Genomic DNA, 12599 nt, shown 5'->3' on the forward strand with positions numbered 1-12599 from the left:
CCCAGGAGCCGGCTTGAAGACGCCCACACGCCAGATCCGCGCGGACCACGACCGCGACACGATCACGGTCTACCAGGCGTACGGACCGGAGATCGGTGGCCCCGCCGCCGAGCACGGCACGTTCGTGCCGCCGTTCTCCCGGAACCGCATGACCTGGATCAAACCGTCCTTCCTGTGGCTGATGGCGCGCAGCAACTGGGCGCGCGAACGGGGACAGGAGTCGGTGCTCGCCGTCCGGATCAGCCGCGCGGGATGGGAGCAGGCGCTCGGCCTCGCCGTCCCCACGCACCCGGACCGGCGTGTCTTCCGCGGATCCGCCGAGTGGCGCGAGCGTTTCGCGGACGCGGTCGTCCACGTCCAATGGGATCCGGAACGCTCACTGCGAGGCCGGAAACTGGAGGCCCGCAGCATCCAGATCGGGCTGAGCCGCCACATCGTCGACCGCTACGTCGACCACTGGATCCTCGGGATCGAGGACCGCACGCCCCTCGTCCGCAGGCTGCACCGGCTCGTCCATGACGGCCAGGTCGGCAAGGCCAAGGCGCTCCTCCCACCGGAACGCCCGTACCCGCTCTCAGCCGCCCTCGCCCACCGCCTCGGCGCCGACACCCCCGGACGCTGAGATCACACTGCCCACCGCGTCCGGTACCCCTCAAGCCGCCCGGCGAGTTCCTCCGGCCGACTGAGCGCGACCAAGTGCCCTCCGGGCATCTCGTCGACCGGAATGCCGAGCCTGTCAGAGACGACGCGCCTTTGGAACTCCAGCGGGAAGAAGCGGTCGTCCCGTCCCTGAAGGAAAACGGTCGGCGTGTCCGGCCACCCCGCCAGCGGCCACGGTTCCGTGAACGGCTTGGCCGCCTGGACCGGCTCTCCCTGCGCGAGCGCCTCGTCCGTCACCTCTGACGGGACGTCGTGGAAGAAGGTGTCACGCAAGTCGAACTCGGCGGGAAGCGTCCGTCCTTCCCGGGCCGCCTGGTCCGCCATGGCCTGGGCCTGGCCGGTGTCGTCCCACCACGCACCGCCCGTCTCACCGGGCCGGGGCGTCATGGCGTTGAGCATCACCAGCAGGTCCACCGGCACCCGGTCGCAGACCAGGGGAGCGGTCAGGCCACCCATGGACTGCGCGACCAGGACTACCTCGTCCCGGCCGTCTATCGCGTCGACGATCGTGTCGGCGTACTCCTGGAGCCCGGCCTGATCGTCCGCGGCCGGAAGATCGACGGCCGTCACCTCGTGCCCCCGCTCTCGCAGCCTCGGGACGAGCCGATGCCAGTACCAGGCCCGTCCTCCGGCCCCGGGGACGAGCACATAGGTCGCCATACTCAACAGCACCTTACCAAGGTGAGATCGCCGAATCTGGCAGCGCCCGCTCCCACGAACACACCACCACGCATCGAGGACGCCGACTCCCGCCCTTACCGACAGCCACGCACCATGCGACGACGAATCCGCCGACCCCTCCCACGAAGGGACTCGAAACCCGCGTGTCCCACTGTTCTCGAACGTGTGTTCGGGTTAGGGTGTCGTTCCGTGCTGATCGATGAACCCGTCTCCGCAGAGACCACCCCCACGGGCCGCCCGTCGCAGATCTCCGGCTCACGCGGACACTACCGGGTACGCCGGGTCCTTGAGGAATGGCAGGCACCTGGTCAGGCGAGGTTCTACCGCCTCCAGGTCACCACGCCGGAGGGGCCGGCGATCGCCGAGGTCATCGCCTCTCCTGCGGGCCCGTGGACGCTCCGTCGGGTCTGGCCCTGACACCACCGGCCGACCCGCGCCGGGCACCCGACCCTAAGGGCCTTCCGGCAATCGCAGGACGATCCGCTCGGAGAAGCCGCCACGCCGTTGCGCCTTATCCGCTCGCCGCGCCTCCAACCCGTCCGGCGTGAGCCTATGGACCGCCGCCAACGCGTGGACGACCTCCAGCACGTCGGCGAGTTCCTCAGGGTCACCGCTCGCGACATACTCGCCCGCCTCCTCGTACAGCTTGGCGCGCAACCGGGACCTGTACTCGTCAAGACCGGCCACACGGAACTCGGCGCGCCGTCCGGACTCCTCGATGACCTGGGGGATCCGGTCCCGGACGAGCTTCTCGGTGAAGCCCCCGCCCGACTTCGTACGGTGCACCATGCCGCCATGCCGCCGATCCAGGGACTCGATCCACTTCACGGCGACCGCCGCCGTCTGGACGAGTTCGGCGCGAAGCCTGTCCGGCTCCGCCTCGGCGAGCGCTTCGAAGAACTCCTCCGTGAGCACATGGCGCCATGTCAGCCGTCCGCGCTCCCACGCCGTGCTGCACTCCCGTTTCGCCTCCTCCGCACGCTCGACGAACTCCGGCCCACTGCCGTCGGGAAACTCCTGAACGCCCCACATCCGGTCCTGCGCTTCGCGTTCGGCCGCGACGTCCGCCAGAACCCTGGCCAGCGCAGGTGCAACTCCCTCGTCCTCCATGAGCGCAAGCTAACCGGACTCCTCGAACCCGCGCCGCAAGACGCCACAGCCCGTCAACCTTGAGACAGAACCCTCGCGACGCTCCTCAGCCCAATCACCCTGATGCGACGCCTACCGCCCCGTCGCACGCCGTCATCCCGCCCCCGACCGCTCGCCGTCCCAGACACCCCGTCGCTGCGCTGCTGATGGCCGGCCGACCTGGCTGGCCTGGTCGGCCAGTTCGGGAAGCGCGACTGCGATGCCTCGTCACCGCAGGCGGACCCAACTCGTGCGGGAGGAGTACGCCTCGGCGGCGCGAACCCGATCGGACCGGGTTCGAGGATGCCCGCCACCGATACGGGCGACCCGATCCCGGCCGTCACCACCTTGAACAACGGCCGTCACCACCTTGAACAACGGCCGTCACCACCTTGAACAACGGCCGTCACCACCTTGAACAACGGCCGTCACCACCTTGAACAACGGCGCGCCGCCCCGCTGCGCGGCCGCCACCACCAGCAACCGCTCTTCCACCCTGACAGGACGCCAGGTGCAGCCTGGTCGACAGTCCGCCCTGCGAACGTCCCAGGGCGTGTCCATCCGGCTCGCACATGGTTCCCCCGGGCGGCTCGAACTACGGCGCGCCGCACCGCTGCGCGGCCGCCACCACCAGCGACAACGGCTTCTGGCCTTGCTCGCAAATCAGGTGGAGCTGATCGGCAGCCACCGCGCGGCCGTCGCAGATAGTGATCGTCCCGGCTGGCGTGCGGTCACTTCGGGTGACACGCCCAGCGATGTGTCCTGTGACCCGCCCTGCCGCCAGGCTCCCGCGGCATGCCGGTGGGCGCGCATGACGGTGGAATCCATGCCGACCTGCCAGGTGATCAGACCGATGGCATCGGCACATGCCTGCAACCCGGACAGAATTCTCGCCCACCTCCATCGCAGTGCCAGCGGCGGAACAATCCGTACCTTCGCGTGCATCCCGCCGACGCGGTCCAGCGTCGGCGCCATCCGCCCGGCCTGCGCCTCCTCCAGGTCGCGGCGGCGGGCGGCGTCGAAGGCCGCCATCCGCGCGGCGAGCCCGGGACGCGCCGGGAACAGCGCCCGGACGAGCAGGTAGAGCCCGGCTCCGGCGACGGCGCCCGCGATCATCGCTCCCGTCACGCGCCGCCTCCGCCCTGCCAGCCGGCGACCGTGGTCGGCACCTCGCCGGGCACGCCCGGCTGCTCCTTGCGGGCCCCGCTGAGGAACCGCCCGGGAAGCTCGTACTTCGCCAGGCGCCGCAGCCACAGGAACGCCGCCGTGTACAGGGCGACGACGACGCACAGGACGAGCTGCCCACACCCATAGGAGCCATGGCGCCACGGGACGCCCCGCCAAGGTGCACCGACTCGGGTTCGTCATCGGATGCCGTGGATGAGCTGCCGATCCGTCCATTTGGAGGCCCGACCGGCCGCGCGGGCACTGGCGGCGACGGTCCAGCCGCGCCTGCGGCTCGTCGGCACGTCGAACCGCCTCGTCACCGTTATGGCGGCCCCGAGGTGTCCGGTTTCCTGCTTGACGGCCGTGCTGGTCATCTGACAGAGACCGCCTCCCCGGCTTCGAGAACGTCTGATGCGTTGTCAAGTGTGAGCCCTCGTTTCTGAAGGTGTCGGCGGGTCCGGCGTTCGGGAGGTTGGTCGTTGTGATCACCTGGAGGGCAAGACTTCGGAGGCAGCCGGTCAGCAAGGTGGCGTTCTGCGGGTGCGGTGTCACGCTCTGGTCATGCTGTCTGAGCGGCCTCGCCTCTTGCCGGTTGGCGCTGTTCCTGGGGTTCGCCGTTGAGAGTTGTTGCTCCTGACCGTTGTCAGGTGGGGTGCAGGTCGTCGGGTTCGCAGCTCAGTAGTTCGTGGAGGATGGGCGGAAGTTCGTCCCAGAGCCACTCGTTCAAGGTGCCGGGAAAGTCTTCCGGCGCCTGGACGCTCAAACGGCTGGAACCGACCTTTGCCAGCCTGACGGGTAGTGGACCGTCTTCCCACAGTGGCCCATGGGCGCCCCAGAAGCCGGAGAAATCGTCGCTCGACAAAAGGAGCTCCGCAGACAGGATGTGCTTTCCCGGATGTCGACCTAGAGGAAGCACCCGTTGTGCGGTCGTGCGCAGGATGTTGAGGGCTGCCAGGTCGTGTGCGCAAGCCACGTCCGTGATCTCGAGGTCGGGCAGACCGAAGCGGGGCAGGCCACGGGTGCGGAGGTCGACGCAGGCGCAACCGTCGATGTCGTCCGCCTTGGCGGGGCAGGCGCCGGCGCTCCGGTAGGACGGCAAGGAGACGCCCAGCCATTCATCGGCGAGCAGGAACCGCTCGGGACGGTCGAAGGGGTTACCCGGAAGAACGCGGGCCGTATCAAGGTCCACGGGCACACTGCAGAGCGACTCGGCCAGAGCCTCTGTGGCGACGCGGGCGAGGTGCAGGCCGTGGGGAAGGTCCGTGGCAGGTAGCACGGATGTCAGATGGATGTGCCGAGCGGCTCCCTGTACCTTCTTGAGGTCATCAGCATCACTGGCAGTGACATTTTCCAGGCCACAATGCGACTCCACGGCCTGGTGTTCGGAAACGTCGAGGAGGGGCGTGCCCAGGCGTTCCGTCACGGAGTCCGTGTACTGCGTCGGCAGGCACTGGCGGATCATACTGGGAATGTCCTCGGGCACCAGATCGGCCGTGACGACGAAGCGGGCGATGACCTTCTCGGGTACCGCGATGGTGACGGACATGGCAGCCTCCCTGGACCTGTGGCGAACTGGCGTCATGGTCCAGCCTCAGGGCGGCGTCCATCCGGCGGAAGTGGAACGGGATTCTGTGGATAACGAGGGGAAGATTTAGCACAAGTCGGATAGATGGTGTGTTTCAGAAGGCGCAGGGCAACGATGTGATGCCGTTGATGAAACTGGCCCGCTGGCGACAGGCATGGTCCGTTGCATGCAGGTTGGGCAGACGCGCATAGAGCTCACGGAGCAGTTCAGTGATTTCACGCTTGGCCAAGTGCGCGCCCAGACAGAAGTGGGGCCCAGGTGCACCGAATCCGACGTGCGGGTTGGGAGAGCGTGTGATGTCGAACGTGTGCGGATCCTTGAACACGGCTTCGTCGCGGTTGGCGGAGTTGTAGTACAGGATGACTCGGTCGCCGGCCTGGTAGGCGTGTCCCTGAAGCTCGTAGTCGCGCGTCAGGGTACGACGCATCCAGGTCACCGGTGATGCATAGCGGACGACCTCCTCGACCGCACCGGGGAGCCGCCGGTTCATATCCGAAAGGAGCAGCATCCGTTGATCCGGGTTCGCGCTGAAGAGCACGAGCGCGTGCGACAGCGCGTTCCGAGTGGTCTCGTTCCCGGCCACGACCAGGAGCGTGAAGAACCGCCCCAATTCGATGTCCGTGAGTGCCTCGCCGTCCACGTTCGCGTTCGTGAGCGCCGTCACCAGGTCGTCCGCTGGCCGCTCACGGCGCAGGCGTCCGAGGTCGGACATGAGTTCGTGCAGGTAGGAGAACTTCTCGCGAATCGTTGTCGCGCGGTCTTTCCCGTCAGGGCCGACGTAGTCCGGATCGCCGATCGCCAGGACCGCGTTGGTGGCGTCGATGACGTCGCCGTAGGCCGTGCCCGGGATGCCCATCATCGAGCAGATGATCTGCAGCGGCATCGGCGTGGCGACGTGCTCGACGAAGTCGCACGGGCCTCGTTCCGCTAATTCGTCGACGAGACGGCGGGCCAGAACGGTCACGTCGCCGGTGAACCGCTGGATCATGCGCGGGGTGAATGAGCGGGAGACGATCCGGCGGAGCCTCGCATGGCGCGGGTCATCCAGGCTGATCATGGAACCGCTGTATTCGGTGACTTCCGGTGCCGGGTCGGTGACGCTGACGGCGGTGGGCTGGGAGCTGAACACCTCGGGGTGCCGGCTGGCCTCGCTGACCTCTTCATACCGGGTGAGCGCATAGAAGCCGGAACCATCGGAAAGCGGGCAGTAGATCCGCTCTTCGGCCGCCCGGAGTGCGGCGAACATTTCGTCGCGTTCTTTATGTGGTTTTGCCCAGAAGTCCAGGTTCGTCAGCTGTGTCTCGACGATGGAGGGCACTGATCCGGCCGCCTTCCGTGAGGAATCGACCACAGGTTACCCGGCCGTTTGCGAGAAGCCCTCGGTTGTGGCACGCGGCGAGGGCGGCGGGTCGCGTTCGGCCTGGCCGGGGGTGCGCACTGGACGGGCCGTCGGCCCGCCCAGTGCATCCTCGTCGAATCCAGCCGGAATCCATTTGGGTCGTCGCAGTTCAGGCCGCGACCTGACGATGTCCTCAGCGGGCGGAAAGATCTACGTAGCGGCGCTCGCCCGGACCGACGTACACCTGACGCGGACGTCCGATCTTAGTGGCGGTGTCGTTCATCATCTCGCGCCACTGGGCGATCCAGCCGGGTAGCCTCCCGAGCGCGAACAGCACGGTGAACGCGTTGGTGGGGAAGCCCATGGCCTTGTAGATCACACCGGTGTAGAAGTCGACGTTCGGGTAGAGCTTGCGCTCGACGAAGTAGTCGTCGCTCAGGGCGACCTCCTCCAGGCGCATGGCGAGGTCCAGGAGCGGGTCGGATTTCCCGAGGGCCTCCAGGACCTTGCCGGTGGCCTTCTTCACTACCGCCGCGCGCGGGTCGTAGTTGCGGTACACGCGGTGGCCGAAGCCCATCAGCTTGACGCCGGGCTCCTTGTTCTTCACCCGCTGGACGAACGAGTCGACGTTGTCGCCGTTCTCGTGGATCCTCTCCAGCATCTCCAGCACGGCCTGGTTGGCGCCCCCGTGGAGCGGCCCGAACAGCGCGTCGACACCCGCGGAGACCGAGGAGAACAGATTCGCCTGGCTGGAACCCACCAGCCGCACGGTCGACGTCGAACAGTTCTGCTCATGGTCGGCGTGCAGGACGAACAGCATGTCCAGGACACGCACGATCTCGGGATCGATCTCGTACGGCTGCGTGGGCAGCCCGAAGGTCATGCGGAGGAAGTTCTCCACGTACCCCTGGGAGTTGTCGGGGTAGAGCAGCGGCTGCCCGATGGAGGTCTTGTACGCGTACGCGGCGATCGTCGGCAGCTTGGCGATGAGCCGGATGCTGGACAGGTCGACCTGCTCGGGATCGAAGGGATCGAGGCTGTCCTGATAGAAGGTCGACAGTGCGCTGACCGCGGACGACAGGACCGCCATCGGGTGCGCGCGGCGCGGGAAGGCGGAGAAGAACGCACGGAACTTCTCGTCCAGCAGCGTGTGGACGCGGATGCTGGCGGTGAACTCCGAGAGCTGGTCGGCGGTCGGCAGCTCACCGTAGATCAGCAGGTAGGCGACCTCGAGGAAGGACGACCGCTCCGCCAGTTCCTCGATGGGATAGCCGCGGTAGCGCAGGATGCCCGCTTCACCGTCGATGTAGGTGATCGACGACGTGGTGGACGCGGTGTTGGTGAACCCGGGATCGAGGGTGACGTGACCGGTCTCCTTCAAGAGGCTGCCCATGCCCAGCCCGGAGGGACCCTCGGTCGCCTCCGTCACCTCAAGGGGCATGCGGCCGCCCGCGTGGCTGAGCTCGAAATCCGACATACTCGCTCGCTCCCAACTCCGTCCACACCTGCGCAGACGCTCCGCTCTTCATCGTATCCACGTGATCACACGGGCCGATCCGGGCCCGGCTCGTTGACGAAGGACCCGGCGTGGTGCTCCGGTGGGAGCATGAGCGACCACATCGCCACCGAACTCCTCGCGCGCGTCCGCCGCGAGATCGCCGCCGCGCCGACGGGCAATCGCTTCCTCGACCTGCTCGAAACAGGTCGCTTGCCCCGAGAACGCCTGGTCTGGCTGGCCGGAGAGGAGTATCGAATCGTCAGTAGCGACCGGCGTAGTTTCGCCCTGTTGGCCGCGCGGTATCCGGATCCACCGGCCGGTGACCTCTTCCTCGGACTCGCGCAAGGCGAGGGGCAGGCACTCAAGCTGCTCGACGGATTCGCCGAGGCACTCGGCGAGAGTGAGAAGAATCTCAGAGCGTACGAGCCCCGCGCGTTCGCCCAGGCGTACCCCGCCTACCTCGCCCAGCGCGCCGTCTTCGGCACCGCTGCCGAGGTCGCCCTGGCCATGCTCGCCAACCTGGAGGAGTGGGGCGGCTACTGCTCGCGCACGGCCAAGGCACTCAACCTTCACTACGGCCTCGACGAAGAGGCGGTCGCGTTTTTCACCTTCTTCGCCGAGTCGCCCCCCGGTTTCGAGGAACAGGCCATGGCCGTTGTCGCGGCCGGACTCGCGGCTGGTGACGACCCTGAGGAGGTCGCTCGCGCGGCGCGGCTCCTGCACGCCTACGAGACCGCCTTCTGGGACGCACTCGCGGAGGGGCTGTCTTAGCGGCCTCCTGGAGGTGCCGCCTGAGGGCTGTGCTGGCTGCCCCAGTCCCAGAGCGCTTGGAGGACTGGGCCGAGGCCGCTGCCAAGGGCCGTGAGCCGGTAGTGGGTTCGGGGCGGCCAGCCGGCCTGACGACGGCGATCGACCACACCGGCTTCGGTGAGATGCGCGAGCCGGTCGGAGAGGACCTTGTCCGACAGCGTCGGCAACGCCTGGCTGAGTTCGCTGAAGGTGCGTCCGCCGCGCAGCAGCTCGCGGATCACCAAGGTCGTCCAGCGGCCGCGCAGGGCTGCCAAGGCGACCTCCACCGGACAGGACGGAGTGGGTTCGACGACGTCCGCGCGTGGGTCGTCGGGCAGTCCCGGCCTGACGGGGTGACCAACCGTTTGGTGAGTCACGAGGGCGCCTCCTAGCGTTGCCGCGTCTAGGTGCTTTCTACCTGCTGGAAGGTCGTGTATGGATGATGGGGAGGCTCGCCGTACGTCCCGAGGACGTGCCCGCGGTGTTCGCCGAGCGCTTCAACAGCGGTGATCCGGTGGCGGTGGCGGAGATGTACGAGAGCGGGGCGGTGTTCGTCCCTGATCCGGGTTCAGCGTTGACCGGCCGACAAGCCCACGATGCCAATCGCCGGTTCGTGGACCTGGGGCTGCCGATCACGGTTCAGCCCCGCCATGTCTACGCGGCAGGCGACATAGCCCTGCTGATCGTGGACTGGGTCATCCACGGCGCCGACCGTGATGGACGGGTCGTGCACATTGAGGGCACCGCCACCGATGTCGCCCGGCGAGGACAGGACGGGCACTGGCGATATGTCATCGACAACCCCTTCGGCGTGTCTTCGCAAACCCGCCCCCACCCGTGAAGGCAGAATCGCGTCACCAAGTCGTATCGAGACCATGCCGAAGATGCCTTGGTGGCCCACGCCAACGCAGTCAGGACGCGATCTCGACGGGAAGGGCTTCGGCTGGGCTCACGCCACTCGATGGGCCTGCCTTCTCCCCGGCGGGTTGGTCGGGATTGGGTACCTCCTAGCCGATCCACCGTCCCATCTATCGCGTCTCCTCCTGGACGGTCGGCAGTTCAGCCGTGATCTCGACCAAGGTTCGTTCCTGAACACCGATGAGCGTGGAGAGGGCGATGAGGACCTGATCCGGCGATGGACGGTCCGCCGGATCCTTCACGAGACACGTCGTCACGAGCCCCACGCATGGGGTCCGGCACCGACTGAGGTCCGGTTCGCCGTGGACGATGCGTCCGCGCACCTTGTGACCGATACCGAACGGCGCGGCACCCGTCGCGGCGAAGACGAGACTCGCGCCAAGTGAGAACCCGTCACTCCTAGGCGTCGCAGGGTCGCCCAGTGCCTGCTCTGGCAGCGGCCCCTTCTCACGCACGACTGCGGAAAGACTCACCCCCGCGGATGAACTGGGTCGCGAGCCAAGGCTGATTCGCGTCGGGGTCGGCGTCGACGACGGGCGCCCTATAGAAACCACTGACCGACTGCGCCGATGTCACCTCCCGGCGAAACCGGGCGCGCCCTTGGGCCCTTGGGGTCGCCCAGGAGTTCCCGCTGTATCACCTTCACGGCGACGAGCCGCCTGCTCGGCGACGTCGCGAGGAAGACTTCGCCCATCCCACCCGAACCCAGCCGCGCGACCACACGAGAAGGACTGATCATCTGTGGAGGATCAGGCTGCATGGGTACGAGTTCCGATCACGGTGGGCGCGCGCTTCATCGTGCCATGAACCAGCCCCTACTCTGAGCCGGAGTCGTTCAGGCCCAGGGCAGCGTGCTCCGTTCGGCCCAATAGCGTTCGGGTGGGACGCTCAGTCCGGCGAGCGCGTCCAACTCGCCGCCGGTAAGTGACAGCTTTGTCGCATCGAGATTCGATGTCAGCTGTGCCGGGCTCGCCGCGCCGACCAGCACGGTGTCCGCCCAAGGGCGGTTCAGCGCAACCGCGAGAGCCAAAGCGTCCGGCCGTGTCTGGTTCGTTGATGCGATGCGCTGTAGCTCGGCGGGAGGCAGCACGGCGAGTCTCCCGTTGGCCAAAACCTCCTTCAGCAGGACGTGCAGACCCGCCGCGTGTGCCTCCTTCAGGGCCGTCTCGGCAGAGGTTTCGAAAAGATTCCACGTCGCCTGGACGGTGCTGAAGAGGGGCTGCCCGGACACTTCAAGCGTCATGGCACGCCGTATCGTGTCGGCCTGCCTTGGGCCGGAAGTGGAGAAGCCGACACGTACGCCGTCATCGCGTGCCTCCGCAAGGGCCGCCTGCAGACGAACGTCCTGGAACACTACGCTTTCCTCAGTGAGCGAATGCACTTGGTATACGGCCAGATATTGCCCGAGGAGAGCTCTCGTCTCGCCGTATTGCTCGCGGTAGCGCTGAAGGCTGTGTTCCTTGACCTCATGGATGGCAGCGTCCAGGTTCCAGTCGCCGACGTAGGTGTAGCCCCATTTGCTGGACACGGTCACGTCGTGCGCAGCGCGTGCTGAGAGCCAGCCGCTCAAGAACTCCTCCGCGAGACCGTAGGACCGTGCCGTGTCCACCCAGCGGACGCCTGCCGCGTACGCCACGTCCAGAACATCCCAGGTCGCGGCTTGCATCTCGTCCACGCTGCGGTCTGCGGGCAGCACCTCTGTCCTGCCCACGTTGATATACGCGGGACGTCCCACCGCGGCCAGACCTAGTCCCACTCGCCCTATCGCATCCACCCTCACAGCGTGCCATGACCTGCGAGGATCGAGGACCCGAAAAGTGATGCCCGGTTTGCCTGATCAAAGGCTAATAGCATGAATTGCGCTGCAATCACTTTTCTCGGTTATCCACAGAATTGCGTTCTACTATTGCCGTCGAGCGGCTTGGGTGAGGCTGTCCCTGCGACGTTCATCGAGACAGGGAGGCACAAGATGGCTGCTCAGATCACCCGTGGCGATTTCGGTGTGCACCAATTCGCGGGACACCTGGGACTATCCCGCTGGCAACTCCGGGTCGGGCGCGAACACGGCCTCGTCCCGCCTCCCGATCGCGAAGGTGAACGGTGGTCTGCCCGCCTCGTCGAGGAAGCAAGCGGAAACGGCGCCACGGTCATCGCGATGTTCGGGGACGAGCCGCCGATCGGCTCCGCCCGCGCGGCGGCCCGGTTGGCCTCACGAGTCGGACTCGACGTGGAACGCGGGGACGTCGAGGTACTGGTCGCCCAAGGTGATCTCAACGTCATCAGCCACTTCCGGGGCTATCCCGTGTACCTCATCCGTGACCTGGACCGCCTCGACCCGGAATCGGTGCGTAGAGTCGTCTCCGCCCGCAAAGGCCCCTTGCTCGACAGCGTCGACGCCAGCGGCGCGGCCATGATCCTCGACTGGCCCAGAAGGTCGTTCGACTCGATCGCGGGCGAGCTCGAACTGCCGGTCGACCAGCTTGGCCGCTATGCCCTCGATGACATCCGCGCCCTGGCCGAGGACGAGAACCTGGCCCGCCGGGTCGTGGAAGAGAAGCGACGGCTGGCACTGGCCAGAACACGGCAAACGGAGACCAGGATTGAGGACGTCGTCCGCAGTTGGCTCCTCCAATGCATGGCCTACGTGGATCGCACCGCCGATCAGCCGCCGGACCCCGGAGCCGCGGGGCGAGCGATCCGCGCACTGGTCACTGCCAGAGCCGAGACAGCCAGGCAAGAGCGCGGTGAGACTTAGGCATTTCTGACGCAGGCGCTCCGGCAGCAGGTCGTGAGCCGGTGAGGTCCCGAAGTCCGCCGTCGCCGGATGTCCAGCG

At 67.1% G+C, this 12599-nt stretch carries 15 protein-coding genes; 5 read left to right on the forward strand and 10 right to left on the reverse strand.

Annotated elements, in window-relative coordinates; translation table 11 throughout:
- The first annotated feature begins 13 nt into the window (after positions 1-13).
- Complete coding sequence (locus AGRA3207_RS38195; protein ID WP_231332236.1) at positions 14-622, forward strand: DUF4291 domain-containing protein; 609 nt, start codon at positions 14-16, stop codon at positions 620-622.
- A 2-nt stretch (positions 623-624) separates the two neighbouring features.
- Here AGRA3207_RS38195 and AGRA3207_RS38200 read toward each other — a convergent pair whose 3' ends face one another.
- Positions 625-1320 carry an alpha/beta fold hydrolase gene (locus AGRA3207_RS38200; RefSeq protein ID WP_231332237.1) on the reverse strand — a complete coding sequence of 232 codons (696 nt, stop codon included), beginning with the start codon at positions 1318-1320 and terminating at the stop codon, positions 625-627.
- A gap of 210 nt (positions 1321-1530) precedes the next feature.
- Here AGRA3207_RS38200 and AGRA3207_RS38205 point away from each other — a divergent pair, with 210 nt between their 5' ends.
- Positions 1531-1758, forward strand: a complete 228-nt coding sequence (locus tag AGRA3207_RS38205; protein WP_231332238.1) for a hypothetical protein — start codon at positions 1531-1533, stop codon at positions 1756-1758.
- A gap of 33 nt (positions 1759-1791) precedes the next feature.
- On the opposite strand, the gene AGRA3207_RS38210 is transcribed toward AGRA3207_RS38205, so the two are convergent.
- The 6 genes from AGRA3207_RS38210 to AGRA3207_RS38235 form a co-directional block, all read right to left on the reverse strand.
- Positions 1792-2451, reverse strand: coding sequence for a nucleoside triphosphate pyrophosphohydrolase (locus AGRA3207_RS38210; protein ID WP_231332239.1), 660 nt, complete (start codon positions 2449-2451; stop codon positions 1792-1794).
- A gap of 681 nt (positions 2452-3132) precedes the next feature.
- Positions 3133-3597 carry a hypothetical protein gene (locus AGRA3207_RS40440; RefSeq protein WP_420830845.1) on the reverse strand — a complete coding sequence of 155 codons (465 nt, stop codon included), beginning with the start codon at positions 3595-3597 and terminating at the stop codon, positions 3133-3135.
- A 236-nt stretch (positions 3598-3833) separates the two neighbouring features.
- Entirely contained in the window at positions 3834-4010 is a 177-nt protein-coding gene (locus AGRA3207_RS38220; RefSeq protein WP_231332240.1) for a hypothetical protein, read from the reverse strand.
- Positions 4011-4279: 269 nt separating this feature from the next.
- Positions 4280-5182 carry a hypothetical protein gene (locus tag AGRA3207_RS38225; RefSeq protein WP_231332241.1) on the reverse strand — a complete coding sequence of 301 codons (903 nt, stop codon included), beginning with the start codon at positions 5180-5182 and terminating at the stop codon, positions 4280-4282.
- Between the two features lie 133 nt (positions 5183-5315).
- Positions 5316-6539: a cytochrome P450 gene (locus AGRA3207_RS38230; RefSeq protein ID WP_231332242.1), complete on the reverse strand. Its 1224-nt coding sequence runs from the start codon at positions 6537-6539 to the stop codon at positions 5316-5318.
- A 214-nt stretch (positions 6540-6753) separates the two neighbouring features.
- On the reverse strand, positions 6754-8037 hold the full coding sequence (locus tag AGRA3207_RS38235) for a citrate synthase (protein WP_231332243.1): 1284 nt from the start codon (positions 8035-8037) through the stop codon (positions 6754-6756).
- A 129-nt stretch (positions 8038-8166) separates the two neighbouring features.
- Between AGRA3207_RS38235 and AGRA3207_RS38240 the strand changes: the two genes are divergently transcribed.
- Complete coding sequence (locus AGRA3207_RS38240) at positions 8167-8829, forward strand: thiaminase II/PqqC family protein (protein WP_231332244.1); 663 nt, start codon at positions 8167-8169, stop codon at positions 8827-8829.
- On the opposite strand, the gene AGRA3207_RS38245 is transcribed toward AGRA3207_RS38240, so the two are convergent.
- Positions 8826-9122 (reverse strand): winged helix-turn-helix transcriptional regulator, encoded by a 297-nt coding sequence (locus AGRA3207_RS38245; protein WP_231332245.1) that lies wholly within the window; start codon positions 9120-9122, stop codon positions 8826-8828. The two genes, AGRA3207_RS38240 and AGRA3207_RS38245, sit on opposite strands and share 4 nt — an antisense overlap.
- A gap of 164 nt (positions 9123-9286) precedes the next feature.
- Between AGRA3207_RS38245 and AGRA3207_RS38250 the strand changes: the two genes are divergently transcribed.
- The gene (locus tag AGRA3207_RS38250; RefSeq protein WP_231332246.1) at positions 9287-9688 is read left to right on the forward strand and encodes a YybH family protein; all 402 of its coding nucleotides are present in this window, start codon (positions 9287-9289) and stop codon (positions 9686-9688) included.
- Between the two features lie 187 nt (positions 9689-9875).
- Here AGRA3207_RS38250 and AGRA3207_RS38255 read toward each other — a convergent pair whose 3' ends face one another.
- Together AGRA3207_RS38255 and AGRA3207_RS38260 are read right to left on the reverse strand one after the other, a co-directional pair.
- Complete coding sequence (locus AGRA3207_RS38255) at positions 9876-10220, reverse strand: protein kinase family protein (RefSeq protein ID WP_231332247.1); 345 nt, start codon at positions 10218-10220, stop codon at positions 9876-9878.
- Between the two features lie 380 nt (positions 10221-10600).
- A complete protein-coding gene (locus tag AGRA3207_RS38260; RefSeq protein WP_231332248.1) occupies positions 10601-11476 on the reverse strand; it encodes an aldo/keto reductase in 876 nt (291 codons plus the stop codon).
- Between the two features lie 258 nt (positions 11477-11734).
- On the opposite strand from AGRA3207_RS38260, the gene AGRA3207_RS38265 reads away from it, so the two are divergent.
- Positions 11735-12520: a hypothetical protein gene (locus AGRA3207_RS38265; RefSeq protein WP_231332249.1), complete on the forward strand. Its 786-nt coding sequence runs from the start codon at positions 11735-11737 to the stop codon at positions 12518-12520.
- Positions 12521-12599 lie beyond the last annotated feature (79 nt).

Origin of the sequence: Actinomadura graeca, assembly GCF_019175365.1 — a bacterium.
Lineage (GTDB): Bacteria > Actinomycetota > Actinomycetes > Streptosporangiales > Streptosporangiaceae > Spirillospora > Spirillospora graeca.

Bases quoted from the DNA above. Each gene is read 5' to 3' on its own strand.
- AGRA3207_RS38200 (WP_231332237.1), bottom strand. From the start codon at position 1,320: ATGGCGACCTATGTGCTCGTCCCCGGGGCCGGAGGACGGGCCTGGTAC.
- AGRA3207_RS38210 (WP_231332239.1), bottom strand. From the start codon at position 2,451: ATGGAGGACGAGGGAGTTGCACCTGCGCTGGCCAGGGTTCTGGCGGAC.
- AGRA3207_RS38220 (WP_231332240.1), bottom strand. From the start codon at position 4,010: ATGACCAGCACGGCCGTCAAGCAGGAAACCGGACACCTCGGGGCCGCC.
- AGRA3207_RS38225 (WP_231332241.1), bottom strand. From the start codon at position 5,182: ATGTCCGTCACCATCGCGGTACCCGAGAAGGTCATCGCCCGCTTCGTC.
- AGRA3207_RS38235 (WP_231332243.1), bottom strand. From the start codon at position 8,037: ATGTCGGATTTCGAGCTCAGCCACGCGGGCGGCCGCATGCCCCTTGAG.
- AGRA3207_RS38240 (WP_231332244.1), top strand. From the start codon at position 8,167: ATGAGCGACCACATCGCCACCGAACTCCTCGCGCGCGTCCGCCGCGAG.
- AGRA3207_RS38250 (WP_231332246.1), top strand. From the start codon at position 9,287: ATGATGGGGAGGCTCGCCGTACGTCCCGAGGACGTGCCCGCGGTGTTC.
- AGRA3207_RS38265 (WP_231332249.1), top strand. From the start codon at position 11,735: ATGGCTGCTCAGATCACCCGTGGCGATTTCGGTGTGCACCAATTCGCG.